This window comes from Mesorhizobium sp. RIZ17 (assembly GCF_051127865.1).
In the GTDB taxonomy this organism is placed as follows: domain Bacteria; phylum Pseudomonadota; class Alphaproteobacteria; order Rhizobiales; family Rhizobiaceae; genus Mesorhizobium; species Mesorhizobium humile.
Window position 1 is genome coordinate 5,897,701 of record NZ_CP147861.1, and the last position, 14,760, is coordinate 5,912,460.

9 protein-coding genes are annotated in these 14,760 nt (G+C 60.6%); 5 read left to right on the forward strand and 4 right to left on the reverse strand.

The features are described from left to right. Window positions 1-15: 15 nt before the first annotated feature. Both WDX12_RS28720 and WDX12_RS28725 read right to left on the reverse strand, forming a co-directional pair. Window positions 16-2,244, reverse strand: coding sequence for a hydantoinase/oxoprolinase family protein (locus WDX12_RS28720; protein WP_434722871.1), 2,229 nt, complete (start codon window positions 2,242-2,244; stop codon window positions 16-18). Then, window positions 2,150-2,872 (reverse strand): isochorismatase family protein, encoded by a 723-nt coding sequence (locus WDX12_RS28725; RefSeq protein ID WP_434722872.1) that lies wholly within the window; start codon window positions 2,870-2,872, stop codon window positions 2,150-2,152. The genes WDX12_RS28720 and WDX12_RS28725 overlap by 95 nt, the downstream gene beginning before the upstream one ends. A 167-nt stretch (window positions 2,873-3,039) precedes the next feature. Here WDX12_RS28725 and WDX12_RS28730 point away from each other — a divergent pair, with 167 nt between their 5' ends. The 5 genes from WDX12_RS28730 to WDX12_RS28750 all read left to right on the forward strand — a co-directional run bounded on the left by WDX12_RS28730 (window position 3,040) and on the right by WDX12_RS28750 (window position 10,717). After that, window positions 3,040-3,939, forward strand: a complete 900-nt coding sequence (locus tag WDX12_RS28730; RefSeq protein ID WP_434722873.1) for a LysR family transcriptional regulator — start codon at window positions 3,040-3,042, stop codon at window positions 3,937-3,939. Between the two features lie 884 nt (window positions 3,940-4,823). After that, window positions 4,824-5,684: a hypothetical protein gene (locus tag WDX12_RS28735; protein WP_434722874.1), complete on the forward strand. Its 861-nt coding sequence runs from the start codon at window positions 4,824-4,826 to the stop codon at window positions 5,682-5,684. Further along, window positions 5,681-7,864: a hypothetical protein gene (locus WDX12_RS28740; RefSeq protein WP_434722875.1), complete on the forward strand. Its 2,184-nt coding sequence runs from the start codon at window positions 5,681-5,683 to the stop codon at window positions 7,862-7,864. The genes WDX12_RS28735 and WDX12_RS28740 overlap by 4 nt, the downstream gene beginning before the upstream one ends. Further along, complete coding sequence (locus tag WDX12_RS28745) at window positions 7,857-8,876, forward strand: AAA family ATPase (protein ID WP_434722876.1); 1,020 nt, start codon at window positions 7,857-7,859, stop codon at window positions 8,874-8,876. Before WDX12_RS28740 ends, WDX12_RS28745 begins: the two co-directional genes overlap by 8 nt. Then, window positions 8,876-10,717: a TniQ family protein gene (locus tag WDX12_RS28750; RefSeq protein WP_434722877.1), complete on the forward strand. Its 1,842-nt coding sequence runs from the start codon at window positions 8,876-8,878 to the stop codon at window positions 10,715-10,717. Before WDX12_RS28745 ends, WDX12_RS28750 begins: the two co-directional genes overlap by 1 nt. 2,041 nt (window positions 10,718-12,758) lie before the next feature. Here WDX12_RS28750 and WDX12_RS28755 read toward each other — a convergent pair. Together WDX12_RS28755 and WDX12_RS28760 are read right to left on the reverse strand one after the other, a co-directional pair. Beyond that, the gene (locus WDX12_RS28755) at window positions 12,759-13,046 is read right to left on the reverse strand and encodes a hypothetical protein (RefSeq protein ID WP_320295820.1); all 288 of its coding nucleotides are present in this window, start codon (window positions 13,044-13,046) and stop codon (window positions 12,759-12,761) included. 469 nt (window positions 13,047-13,515) lie between these two features. Further along, window positions 13,516-14,637: a glycoside hydrolase family 25 protein gene (locus WDX12_RS28760; RefSeq protein ID WP_320295821.1), complete on the reverse strand. Its 1,122-nt coding sequence runs from the start codon at window positions 14,635-14,637 to the stop codon at window positions 13,516-13,518. Between the last annotated feature and the right edge of the window lie 123 nt (window positions 14,638-14,760).

Here is a 14,760-nt window from a genome sequence, read left to right on the forward strand (position 1 = left end):
TTCCTCCCTTTTCTCTCAAGCCACGCCAGCGCGATGCACACGCGTGTTGCCGTATTCGAGCGTCTCGGCAACGTAGCCGGGCGGCACCAGGGTCGTTGAATCGTGCTGGACGAGGATGGCCGGTCCACTGACCTTGTCGCCCGCGTAAAGCTTCGTGCGATCGTAGCGCGGCGTCTCGAGCGTGCGGCCGTCGTCGAAGGTTGTCGCCCGCACGAACATCAGCGCCCGGTCGATGCTGGATCCGTCTGTGGCTCTGACCTTCGGGATAACGATGCGTTTCACTGCGGCGCGGCCGATGGCGCGCAAGGTGATCAGTTCCACCTCCTGCTCGCGATAGCTATAGCCGTAGTCGAGCTGATGCTGGTCATGGAAGCTGGTGATGATCACCGCCTTGTTGGTTTGCGTGACTGACCCTTTGGGCATCTTTGCGCGCAGTTCGAATCCCTGGCCGTGATAACGGCATTCCGCCACGATCTCGATTTTCTGCTGGTCGCGCGCGATGCCGTCAGCGTCCAAGTCTGCAACAACCCGCTCGCGCAGCGAGGCTGCGGCGCGGTTTATGCGCTCGAGCTGGGCCTCGTCCGCCGCATTGAGCTCGACGATGACCGCCTCGGTCTGCTCGTATTGCAGGTCGGTCTTCAACAGGCCGACGGCGGCGGTAATGCCCGGCGCCACAGGAACGATCACGTCTCGTGCCGAGATCGCCACCGCCAGCGCGACGCCGTGCAGCGGCCCGGCCCCGCCGAACGGCAGGATGGAGAACTGGCGCGGGTCGATGCCGCGCGCCACCGAATTGGAGCGGATGGCGAGCGCCATGTTGTTATTGATGATCTTGATGATGCCGAGGGCCGCGTCCGTGACCGACAGGCCAAGCGGTTTGGCGATCTTTTCCTCGATCGCCGCCCTTGAAAGCGCTGGGTCGAGTTTCAGGTCGCCGCCCAGCACCAGGTCGGGGTCGAGGCGGCCGAGCACGATCTGCGCGTCAGTTACCGTGGGTTCCGTGCCGCCGCGGCCGTAGCAGGCTGGGCCTGGCTCCGATCCCGCCGAACGCGGCCCCACGTTGAAGGCGCCCGCCTCGTCGATATAGGCGACCGAGCCGCCACCGGCGCCGATGGTGACGAGATCGATCATCGGAGTGAGTACGGGATGGCCCGACACGTAGGTGTCGCGCGGATTCATGATCTTGACCCGTCCGTCAGGAATGGTGCTGATGTCGGCAGAGGTTCCGCCGATGTCGACAGTAATGATGTTTCTCACGCCCGCCATTTCGCCTTCCGAGGCGCCGCCGATCACGCCACCGGCCGGACCGGACATCAGGATGCGCACTGGGCGTGTCGCGCAGGCCTCGACGGTGGAGACGCCGCCGTTCGACTGCATGATGCGCAGCTTGGACGACACGCCTGCCTCACGCAGCTTCGATTCCAGGTCGCGCAGGTAGAACGCCGTTTTCGGGCCGACGTACGAGTTCATCGCCGCCGTCGAGAAACGCTCGTATTCGCGCATGACGTTGGCGACCTCGCTCGACAGCGTCACATAGGCATCCGGCATCTCCTGCAGCACAATGTCCCTCGCGCGGCGCTCGTGGGCATCGTTCAGGAACGAGAACATGAAGCCGATCACGAGTGAGTTGATACCGCGCTTCTTGAAGAGCCTCGTTGCCTCACGCACTTCGTTCTCGTCGAGCGCCGTCTCGATATCGCCGCGCGGCGGGAGGATGCGCTCGGAGATGGCGATGCGGTTGCGGCGCTTCACCAGCGGCTGGCTCTGCCATGGCACGATGAAGTGAAGCGAGAAATTGTACGGCCGCTTGTGCCGCCCAATATGCAGGATGTCGCGGAAGCCGCGCGTCGTGAGCATGCCCGTTTCCGAGCCGTTGTGCTCGATGGTGATGTTGGTCGCGGTGGTCGTCCCGTGGACGATGACATCCACCTCGGACGGCTCGATCCCGGCCAGGCTGCAAATGCCCCGGACGCCTTCGACCACGCCGATGGACTGGTTTTTCAGGGTCGTCGGAACCTTGTGGTAGAACACCCCTCCGGCGCATTCGAGCACCAGGTCCGTGTTGGTTCCGCCGACGTCAACGCCGATGCGTGCCATGTTCATTCCTCCCGATCGATGAAGGCGCGCCCCCAGGGACGCGCCAGCCAGGTCACTCGGCCGCAATGCGGGCGGTGTTGACCGTGTTGAGATACTCGACACATTCGTCCACGCTGTGGACGTCGGCGAACTTCGCGTCGATGTCATAGAGGTTCCAGGCAACCGCGCCCGGAACGCGATCGCCGATGCACTCACGCACCGCGATGGTGCGGAAGCCGTCCGCCAAGCCGTCGCAGATCGTGGTCCGGACACAGGCAGTCGCGGTGACGCCAGTCACCAGGATCGTGTCGACGCCGGCGGCCCGGAGCAGCCCGGCCAATCCGGTGCCGTGGAAAGAACTCGCCCGCTTCTTGAGCAGAGTGTATTCGCCTTCGATCGGCGCGATGCGGGAGTCGATTGCCCACAGTTCCTTGTCTTTCAGGTTCACGACGTCGATCGGAATCTTGCAGTGCCAGAGACCCATGTCAGTGAAACCGGCATCGCGATCGGTGATCTCGTAGGCCGTCGTGACGTGGATGACCGGGTGGCCGTTGGCGCGGCAGGCCTTTAGTAGCCTCTGCATGCCGGGGATGATTTCGTTGTCCATGGCCTGCTGGTCGCATGTGAACGGATTGCCCGGCCGGGTCCACGCATTGGCGAGATCGACGCTGACAAGCGCCGGACGGCTCCCGAACCCGACACGGCGCTGAAAGCCGCGTTCCTGATAGATTTTTGTCGATGCGGCGAACGCCTGCTGCAGCATGCGGTCGAGTTCCTTGTTGTCCACGTCGCTCATGACGGTTCCTCTGTCTGTGCCGACAATGCGGCGTCGTTTCTCTGCGGTGACCAGGGGACATTCGCGTCCGTCGGTATCCGCCGAAAGATTGCCGCGTCTCCGTCTTGAGCTGAAATGGTCTTTGGCCAATTATTCTTGCGCCAAACGCATCAATCGAGGGGATCGTTATGGACACGGAAGCGGGACTAGAACTCACCCATTCCTTTCTCGTCGTGGCGGAAGAGTTGAGCTTTCGCCGCAGCGCCGAGAGGCTGAACATCGATCAGTCAGCGCTCAGCCGGCGCATCCAGAAGCTCGAACATCTACTGGGCTTCCCACTCTTCGAGCGCACAACGCGCGAGGTGGCGCTGACTCCTGCCGGACGCAGCTTTTACGAGCAAAATATCCGGCTCATGCAGACCTATTCGAATTCAGTGAAGGCAGCGCGGTTGGTTGCAGAAGGCAAGACCGGCAGCCTGCGCGTGGCCTACATGGCCTTCGCCGCCACCGAATTGATGCCGTTCGCCGTATCGCGCTACCGGCGGCTCTATCCCCATATAGACGTCAACCTGCGCTACATACGCACTCAGGGTCAGAAAGTGGCGCTGGCGCATGACGAAGTCGACGTCGGCTACATGATCGGTCCGTTCGACCACAGCGATTTCCACTCGCTGCTCCTGTCCGAGGACCCACTTTACGTCGTGACGCCAAGGAACCACCGTCTTACGCGGTTACATGAGGTGCGACCCACTGACCTGGCTGAGGAGGATCTTATTCTCGGCGACATGATCGAATGGGAGGCATATCGCTGGCGGCTCGACGATATGTTTTCAGCCGAAGGCGTGGCGCTCAACATCAAGTTGGAGGCTTCCAACACGCTGGCTCTGCTTGGCCTCGTCGCCGCAGGCCTCGGCGTCACAATCTATCCCGAAAGCCTGATCAACTTTCTCGGCCGCAATGTTGAGGTGCGGCCGATCCTCAATCCCGGCTTTCGCTCCCAGACGGTGCTCGTATGGAAGCGCACCAATCGCGCCAAAGCGGTGCTTAACTTCGTCGAGGTGGCCAAGAACCTGCCGGCGCGCGGCTGATCGTCGTCGGGTCATGCGTCACGGCTTCGCGTTAGAAGACCGTACGATATCTTCCGGTGATACGCGCCTATTAGCGGTAACGATGTATGTCGGGTTTTGGAGATTGTAGGGTTCGCCGGAAGGACCGGAATAGGCCCGTTGCTGCCCGGCAGCCATTGACCACGCCATCCGGTCCCCGCGGTCGCTCCTAGATATCCGGCGCATCACGTCAGAGGATTCTTACGCGGCCGGCCGGGGGCGGCATAAGGTGAGCAAACTTGCTACAATCGCATACATGATAGGATTCGCTGTGAATCCATTCAGTAATGTCAGGCCAAAACCAGGAACAACGAAAGCATTAAGTCCTATAGATTTCAATTGTTGACAACAACAATGAGTCCTTCTCAGCGCTATATCGAGTCCTTTATGGCAATCAACTTGTACCAAGCGGGAAAGACGAGATCAACCGCTAAGCCATACGGCACTTAACCTACCGTAGTTCGCAAAACCCGATTGCCTCCCCGTCACATATATGGCAGAGTGCTCGTTTCATGGGCGAAGGTGAGAGGGGCTTCCATCGGAGCCGCACCCCGGGCCTGAGGGGCCCGCAGCGCGGTCGTCTTCTGCAGGGAGGACTGACACAGGGACAGCCAGGACATAGTAAGGGGCCCGACGCCCGAGCCGACCGTCGCGTCCGGGCTTTATCTCATTCTAAACGACAGCTCTGGCGCTCCTGCAAAGGCGCGCGCGCTTGGCGTTTGGTTGGCTGAGTGTGCTGCTAAACGCCCGATCAACGGAAAGGAGGTTGGCGGACAGTGATCGCGCTTGCCCCGCAAAACAACGGCGCCCCCAATCGTTGGGAGCGCCGCTAAACCCGGCCAACCTCATGCCATCAGAAGCTCAGGTTGGCCATCACAATCAGCCGCCAGAAAACGGCGCCAACCGTTTTCGGCGCAATCAACTGCCCCCGGAGAGTCGCATCTGCCAACTCCGGCGTCAAGGGCTTGCGTGCCGAAATGGACGGTTGGCGCCCGAAAGGGCCAACCATGAATCCCGAACCCACACCCATCAATGCACCCGCCGGAGACACGTTCTCCACCTACATGTTCACTCCGCCTCGCGGGTCGCTCGCATCGCGCCTACCGCCATTGCGCAGCATATTCTCCGCGCGCGGCGCGCTGGTTGCCCTGGGCCGAGCGATAGTCTTCGAGTCCGATCTAGAAAGAAAGCAGGCTCTGGTCCTCCTCGCGAGCGGGCAGACCGCCGACCTCATTGACCAGCCTACATCGCTCAAGTTCGTCGGTTTCGGGGACAAGGAATTTTCCCACACCTTCGATTTCGCGTGGGTTCTAAAGGATGGCCGACGCGCGTTCGTCTACTCCAAGCCGGCGGAAAAGGTCGCCAGACGGAATCTGAATGCGTTGGTCGAGCGCATGAATGCCCAGCTCGCTCCGGAAGTCGCCGACGGCATCCTGTTGATGACCGACGAAGACATCAACCCTACCGCCGTATTCAACGCGGAGCTGATGCACGCGGCGCGGCGCTGCGGAAACCCGGTCGTCGAGAAGCTTATCCTCAGCCACTGCGCGACGCAGGCGCAGCCAGTATCCATCGGCGCTCTGGTTGCCCTGTTCGGCGGCGGCGGACTTTGCTTCCGCCCGATCATTCGCCTTGTCGCGGAAGGTCTCCTGTCCGCTGACGGAAAGGGCCGGCTCGGCTACGGCACGCTTGTAGCTGCCGCCCGTTGTGGGGAGCGCGTAAAATGACCCAGAGAAAAGCTCGCCTCGGCGACTACGACCGCCTCACGATCAAAGGCGTCCATTATTCCCTCGGCGAAACGCAGGCTGGCGGATACCTACTTGTCCGGGAAGGCGCGAAGGGCCTGGCCGAATTCTATTCCCATGAAGAAATCTGGACCGGCTTGGATTCGGGCGAGATGCTCAGGGACAAGGGCTATTTCACCGTATCCGCCGTCCGGCTCCGCCACTACTCCGCAATAACCTCCCTGGCTCATCTGCCTGACAGCGAGCAGGCCGACATTCTCTGGAAAATGGAGTGGGTCCGCAGATACCTGAAGCTGAAACGCCAACCCGGTTTCCGCAGGTCCACAGCCGAACACATCATCGAGGTGATTGCTCCGGACATCGAGAAGATGGAAGTCGCTAGGACCAAAGTCGCGAGAGGCCACAGAAAGCCACGAAAGAAGACGGCCGGTTCCGCGAAAGTTACACGCGAGCCTCCATGCCCGGACACACTTCTTGGCTGGGTGAACAGACTGGAGGCAAGCGAGTACAACCCGCTAGCCCTGCGAGATCGTCGCCATGTCAGTTCGGGGAATTTTACCGCAAGGCTACATCCGCAAATCTACGCGCTCCTCGCGTCTTGGGCCGAGAAATGCAAGAGCGAGGAAGGTCCCTCAATTCGGCGGCTCCATAATGACCTGCGCGGGGACCTCGATAAAATCAACAAGGAACGGGAGGCTCGCAACGAAAAAGCCCTTGAACCTCCTTCGTACGACCTCCTTCGCGAATACGTTCACGACCTTCCCGAGTACGACAAGTACGCCGCGCGTAAGACCCGTGGCGCGGCCGAACGCAAGTTCCGCATGATCGGCGTCGGCCTCGATGACACTGTCGTACGCGCCATGCAACGTGTCGAGATGGATGCGTGGGAAGCGCACCTGCATGTGTTGCTCCAAAAGGCTGGGGCCTGGGACGAGTTGCCCCCGAAACTCAAGGAATACATTGAAACCGCGAGACCAGTCATGACTGCGGCGTTGGACTATGCGACAGGCTGCTTTCTGTCGATCTCGATGGACGTTACCGAGTCGGTGAGTGCTGCCCTCGCCTGTCTCCGGATGATGACGAGGGACAAGACGCGGTTCGCCCGGAGCCTGGCTGCCTGGACGGATTGGTACATGTCCGGCACCGCCGAGATGGTCGTGACAGACAACGGACCCGCCTTCATCGCAAATTCATTCCGTGGCGCGATCGTCGATATGGGGTCCACGCACGAGATTTCCGTGGGCGGTGTGCCCTGGCTTCGATCAACGGTGGAGTACGCGTTCCGTCGCGTTGCCCGAGATGTCGTTGGCTACTTTACCGGGCGGACATACTCGAACGTTGTTCAGCTGGGTGAATATCCTGCCGAAAAACGAGCGTCCCTAAGGGCTGAAGAATTCTTTCAGGTGTTGGTCCGCTGGATCGTCGACGTCTATCACAACACGCCACAGGCCCGCCTCGGCGGCCAAACACCGAAGGAACGCTGGGACGAACTGGCGGAACTCTATGGGGTCGAACCGGGGCCGGATCGCGAGAAGGCGCGCGCAATTTTCGGGGTGAGGGTTGAACGCGTACTCGGCCCTCACGGCGTTCGCTTCATGGGGATCCCCTACAACTCGGAGGCTCTTCAGAAGCACCGGCGAACCGTTGGCGACGTGCCTGTCGCTACCTGCATCGATCCGGAAAACGTAGGTCGCGCATCGGTAGCGATAGGCGAGGACTGGGTAACCGTCCCCACGCACCGAGATTTGGACGGCGTGACTTTGGCGGAATGGATGGCCACCTGCGGCGAGGTACGGCGGAAGATGCGTGCGGGGCAGGAGCGCAACCAGGAAGTGATCCTCGCGGCGCTGCGGGACATCCGGGGCATTGCCCAGGATGCTGTCGATCGCGCCTGTTTCCAGACGTCGCCTACGCCCGAGGAGCTGGACCTATCCGAGCGCACTATCGCGGTCGCCTTCGATATGGGCGAGGTAGAGCCGGACGACGCTGGTGTCGAGGAGGTAGCGGAGCGCCTGCTCGCCAGACTTCCGTCACCGACTGAGCGTCCTGGGTCTGATGTCGTGGCGGAAGACTCCAAGCCGACAGGCCAGGACACGCCGGATCCTAAACGTCCCGCGCCCAAGCGCCGGAAATCGCGCATGGAGGGCGAAGGAGATGTTTAGCGCCCTTCCTGACATCGATATCGCCGACCCGGCTCTCCAAGGCCTGCTCGACACGCTAAGGCCAATGTACCTTGTGACCGACCGAGACGACCGCCTGAGAGCCGCCTTTCACCTCCTCAGGGGTAGCGGATTCTCGTTGTCCGACGCACATGGCCGCAACCAAGAAGGTCGCATGCTGCTGGTGGTTGGAGAAACCGGCACGAGCAAAACGTCAGCGATCAAGCGACTTGCGCGGGCGGAATTCGGGGAGGGCGCAGGCAAAGCGCCCTCCCCTTTCCTGAGCGTCGTGTTGCCTTCGCAGTTCAATGTCACGAAGCTTGGGGATCGTATCCTCACAGCCTGCCAATATCAGTTGGCAAGAATGCCGAAGCCGAACGACATGCTGCGAAAAGTCGACGGCCAGCTCAGGAATCTGCGCCCACAGATCATTCACTTCGACGAGTTCCAGCGCATCCGCAGCGTCTCCAAGACCTTTCATTCGACCTATGAAGAGGTTTTGCGTGACGCGATGAACTACGTGATGCTGTTTTTGGCCGACGGGTTCAATTTGCTGATCTCGGGCCCTCCAGAAATCGAGGGTCTCTTTGATCCCGGCTATTTGAAACGGCGTGCGACCCGAGTTGAATTCGAGCGGGTCGTCGCTACTGGGCACGTCATCGAGGACCTCACCGAGGCGATCGCATCCTACTGCCGCGTCGCAAGGATACAGGTGTTCGGCGACGAGGCGATCGACGCAGTCCCCCGGCTGATCCACGCGGCATCCGGTGGACAGGGATTGGCGCTCGAGGTGGGAAAGGCGGCCGTTTTCTATGCCGCCTGGAAGGGCAAAAGCAGACTCGGCCTGGATGATTTCGCGGATTACTTTCACGATGTCACAGGAGCCTCGTTCTCCGAGAACCCTTTCCTGGTCTCCGACTGGCGCGCCCTGCCAGATACGCTGGTCGCGACGGTCAGGGCCCTGAAAGAGCGTGAAGACCCGCCTTCGGCAAAGAAGACGGAGAGGAGGTTTTGATGGCGCCCCTCCCTCTCACTGTCCCACTTGGCGATGGCGAAACAGCCGCAAGCTTTGCCAGTCGGTTAGCCGGCCGGAACGGAGCCGCCAATGTCGTGGAGTTCTGCTACGACATGGGTTTTGACTTCGCCGCCGTCCTGCGCGGCGATGCGGACGCGGTCAGTCGTCTCGCAAGCCTCGGCGGAGTATCTGCCGAGGCGCTGCAGGCGTTTGCGTTTCGCAAGGAGGGCTCGCGCATTATTCTCGGCGGGGAGGTGCTGCTGAAGAGCTGCCTCGTTCGGCAGCGCATCCGTATTTGCCCAAAATGCCTGATCGAGGACATCGAGCGCTCGCCGCACCTTCCCCCCGATATCGCTGTCCATGGCCGAGCGATCTGGTGCGTTCGCCCTGTGTACACCTGCTTTCGCCACCACTGTCGGCTGGTTGAGATCGCCAAGCCTGAGCGCGGCGAATACGCACACGACTTCTCGGCGATCTTCTTCCGGCGGGACCTCACCGTTCGGCAACTCGCGAACAATGCAGCCGACCAATGCCCGACCCCATTCGAGAACTATGTGGGCGAGCGCGTCAGCGGGGTCGGCGGAAGCCCGTGGCTCGATCAATGGCCGCTGTTCGCCGTCATACGCGCGGCGGACATGTTCGGGGTCACCGCCATGCAGGGACCGAGGTTTCTCGTGCCTGAGGACGAAGAGGGAAAACGCATCGCGGGACAAACGGGGTTTGAAATTCTGGCCGCCGGACCAGCGCGCATCTCACGGTTTTTGGTCGAATCGCACAGTCGCTTCCATCGGGCCGCCGACAGGCTGAACGGCCCTAAAACGAGCTTCGGCTACTTTTGGGACTGGGCTAACGTTGACCTCCGCGATGACGGGTATTCCCGCCTACGCGCCCTGTTTACCGACTTCTTGATCGACACGTTTCCCTATGGCCCAGGAGACGAACTCTTCGGTCAGCCCGTCGATCGGCGCTCGCTGCACAGCGTTGCAACCGCAGCCAAGGAGTGCGGCATGCACCGAAAGACGCTGCGCAAAATGTTGAGGGAAGCGGGAGTCCTCAACGAGGAAGAGGCCCGCCTCCCCGCCAGCCTGGCCCTGTTTCGCGCTCACGAGGCCGAGGCCATTTTGCGCGACGGCCCGACCGCACTGTCTCTGGAGGATATCGCCCGCGAGTACAACTGTCCTCGCCCACACAACTACATGCTGTACCATGAGGGGTATCTCAAACCGCTTTTCAAGCGTCAGGGACACGGGAACGGCCTCGGGCTACATTTCAGCCGATCACAGCTGGAAGCCTTCATGGCAGCACTCTTGAAAAAGAGTAAGCGGATCGGCGCCCCCCGCCCCGATCAGGTCGGCATTCTCGAAGCAGCACGAAGGGCAAATTGTGCAGTCCGCGAAATCGTTGATCTGATCCTTGAAGGTCGGCTGGCTTGGATCGGGCAAGATGGTCGCACATCCGGCTTCAAGGCAATTTTGGTCGACTTGGAGGAGGTATGCGAGATGACTCGCGGCCCAGACCTTCCCGGCATGACAAAGGAGCAAGTCGAAGAGGCTCTCCACGTCAACGACCGCACTCTGAAGGCCATTATCGCGAGCGGTCTGCTACCGACTGAAACGGCTCGCAATCCGCGGAAGCGTCATCTGCAGGAAGTGATCAGACTGGAAGCCCTGGACGCTTTCCGACGAGATTACGTCACATTGGCCAACCTAGCTGTCGAAAGGAGGATGCACTTCCGACGGCTTATGATCGAACTCCACAACGCCGGTGTGCAACCGGTGCTGCGTCGCGAGGTCCACGGAGCCACGGTATATAGACGAAGCCAAATCCCACCCGCCAGCTGAGAGCCAGACATTCTTTTGAAGCCGAGGAGCCCCGAAAACCGGGGCTCTTTTTTTTGTTCTCATACCGGCCCCTGAACCCGGATGATTTTGGCTCATCAGCCGAAGTGATTATGGGCAGGAGAGGTCGAAAAATCGTTTAGAATCAATTGCACTTTAAGAAAATTACGGGGCGCTCTGCAACCACCTTGGAAGCATGAAATGAGCGAGCCCGGCCTGACGCCTCTCAGAATCTCGCTCAACGTCAAGCTAGATCGCTCATTCGACACACGAAGTCTGCTCACCCCCGGGCGATAAGCCAAAAACCCAATCTCCCGGGCGCTTTTCGCGCCCGGAAATGCCAACAAGAACCCAAGTGCGCCTTGCGGCCAAGTCAAACGTGAGCGAAGGGACGATCCGCGACTTCGAGAGCGGGAAACGGCGGCTGCGTCCTGGAAGAGTTACCGCGATACGCCTAGCCCTTGAATTGGCCGGCGTCCTGTTTACAGAACGTCATCTGTCACTTCACGATAGAAAAGCCGGCGCCCATCAGCGGAGGCGCGGGCTCGGTGTTGCACACCAGTCTGCGGTTTTTGAGGGGACGCCGCAGACACCTTTCCAACAATGGACCGCAGGCTCCAGTTCCCATCTTTCTGACGAAAAGGCCCGCCGACCGAGGCCGACGGGCAGATGCTGGTAGCCTAGGTGCGCAAAGTGGCAACGTGCGCAACAGGTTGTCCCGGAACAGCGCGACACCTTGCATTGTTCCCATAATCAATGTGCCTTGCCCGTCAGTCGCACATACGTGAGACGAAGGTCCCTGCCTTGCAACTCATAGGTCCCGACCGTGAAACATCTTCCCGAGATGAATCTTAGCATGCGCAGGCGAGCATAGTCCCTTCATCGCCAGTTCGTGGATGCCCACCATTTACCTGCGATGATGGTGGGCATCCGCTCCAGTTCGGTGCGGGAGGCCCTATTGCCAATTCCTGACAGCCTCAATGACCAAAATCTGAGGTTTGATTGTCCAAGATGCCGGCATCCGGTCATCCGCAAAGGCTCATGGTTCAAGGTCATAGCCACCTTTAGATGTCCGGGCTGCAAGGCGGCGCTGCGGCTTGGATATCCCGAAAAGTTGCGCATCTTCGAAGCCCACAAGCAACTGACCGAACGCGCAAACCAATGATGCAAAAAACCCTGGCGCCCCGACACCGCCGCTGAATAATCCGGACTGGCGCGATCGAGTGACACAGATCTTGTAGGCCGGACTACTCAGCGAAATAGCCTCGCCACCACATATTGAGCCCAAGCCAGAATATGAAAAGCCCGCCGCTTGAAGGGAGAAAGGGCGACGGGCAGGAGTGTGGATATGGTAGCTGCATCCTCGCAACAGGAACCGACCACTGTCCATAAATTCCTATCGCAATCGGTTTGTTCCGTAATGAGAAACGATTCGCCGCAAAATATCGCTCACCTGCGGTATGGATAGTGCCTTCGCCCTTAGCAGAGAGGACCGCCTTGGGCACTCTCCCGTCCAAGACGTTGCGATGGAAGAGATATTGGCTGCGGCGTGCATCGTCCACAGCATTCCCATCGCTTTCGATGCAATGACTGCCGATCGCACTGAAACACGGCTCCATTCATAGGGCGTGAAATGGTAGCGCTCGCCCCGACGCTTACATCACCGGACGTTCGCCAATCGATTGTCCGTTACCTGCTTGATCATGTCGAAAGCCCGAGCGTTTCGATGGCCGAGGCCATCCACGCCGTCAGAGAGCGGTTCCCGCGTTGCGAGCTGACGGATTGGGAACTTGGCGATTACATAGCGCGAAGCGCGATCGACGCGGGTTTCGCTGTGGAGTTCGATGCGGAGGTCCCCTGAGCTCCATCTTTTTTACCAGCTGCTTCGTTTCTAGACTAAGCGCCGCGCCGGCGAGGGAGATGGAGGGCTTTCACGCTATAGTAGCGCGCAGGTGACACACTTTCGCCGCCTCATCGCCGCCGACAACCGATAAGGCGGACACGTGGTCCGCCTTATTTCCTTCTGTTAGGCCGTGAGAACGAGTTAGCCACCCATCTTCTTAGCCATCGCGCAGAAATCGGCGTGCGCCTTGTTGAGCGTGGTATCGCCGCAGTCTTTCAGCACCGCAGTTCGTTCGTCAGGTTTCATCGCCATCCACGCCGTTTTGAAATCGGTTTCCGACCTCAGGGTTTTCATACCGGCATCGGTGAAAAACGGAGACATCTTGGCCGGATCATCGAGCGCAGACGTGCCTGTGGTGGACCCAGCCATCGCTGCACCACCCATCAGAGCGAGCGCAAGTGCGCCCATGCTGAGCGTCTTGATATTCATCGGACTACCTCCTTGCCTTCCAAATAATGACCCTGGAAACAGAACGTCCTCCTAATGAGAGAGTTCCAAACGCCGCTAACGACGGTGGTCGTTTGCTAGCGACCGTACGGCGATGCCTGTTTCTCCCGGAAATTCTGGAGCGAAGATGCCTCAACTTAGCTCGCTGCGGGGGAATTTCACTTGGCCGGTAATGCCCAGCTTTACCCATTCGCCCTAAGAAACGGGTCGATCCTCGGATCTGCGCGCGTCGCTTCGTTCCTTGCTCCGCCCGTGGATGACGAAGGCGCGCCGCGGCCCGATACTTCAAAGGAGCGGCCTTCCCTGGAACACCCCTCATCCGGCCGCTTCGCGGCCACCACCCGGCCCTTCGCAGGCTCAGGGCATTCGACGCTCGAAAAGCCAAGCAATTGGCTTTTCGTCCGCTAACGCGGACCGCCTCTCACCCCACAAAGGGAGAAGGCAGAAGCACCTAATCCGCGTCGGCAACCATCTGCCCGCCGCCGCCCAGCCATGCGCGCCATTGCCGCTCGTCGCCATGAAACACGTTGAGGTCGATGCGGCCGCTCACGCCATGCGATAGGCCGGAGCCGGAATACTGCCAGAACACCCACTTGCGGCCCGGATAGACCTTTGACGGGTGCGCCGCCACAGCGCGCAGCCAGAACGGATAATCCAGGAAGGCGCCGCGCAAATTGTCGCGATAGAAATCGGGGCTGGTGTAGATGATGGGCCGCTGGCCGTAGTGGCGTTCCAGCTTGTCCATGAACACCTGCATCTTCTCCAGCACCTTTTCGCGCGAAGGCCGCCGCTTGCAGGAGGAATCGCCGTTCCACTCGACATCGATGACCGGCGGCAGCGCGCCGTCCATCTTGGGCACGTTGCGGATGAACCAGTCGGCCTGCTCGCCGGCCGTGCGGCACCAGTAGAAGAAGTGATAGGCGCCGCGCTTCAGCCCGGCGGCATCGGCATTGCGCCAGTTCTTCATGAACATCGGGTCGAGATGGTCGCCGCCGTCGGTCGCCTTGATATAGGCGAAGTTGGCGCCCTGGGCGCGCAGCTTCTCCCAGTTGATGTTGCCCTGCCAGCGCGAGACGTCGACACCGTGCACGGCGAGATGGCGAGGCGAAGAGCGGCCGAAATTGATCGGCTTGGCGTCGCGGAACGCAGAGCGGGTAACTGGGCCAGCGAGCATGGCGGGCGCCGCGCGCGACAGCCGCTTCGGCGGCGACACGAGCGCGGCCTCCTGCACCGGCGGCTCGACGCTGTCCGGCAGATCGGCCGCCGGGAAGTTCACTGTCTCCTCCTCGGCAAGGCCGAAGGGGCGCTGGTTCTCATCGTCGGAACGAGCGTTCTCTTCATCGAGCAAGGGCGCCGGCGGCTTGAAGCGCGAAGCGCTCGACATCGACGCGGTCGAGACGGTTCTTTCGGTTACGGCGGTTCGCACGCCCTTCGACACCGGCGCGCTCGGCCGCACGACCGAGCTCGTCGTCTCGTTGGACGGCATCTGCAAGGCATCGACGCCCGACGTGGACGAGCAGCCGGCAAGGTATAGCGAGGCGAGCACGAAACTGACGACGCCAAAAATCCGCATCTTTGACCTGTACGCAAAACAAAACAGACCGAGGCAGGAACAGCGCCGCCGGAACCCCCATTCCTAATGAGAAATTACCAACAAAGTTTGAATCAAAATTTACTTTTGGCGCGACCGGATGAT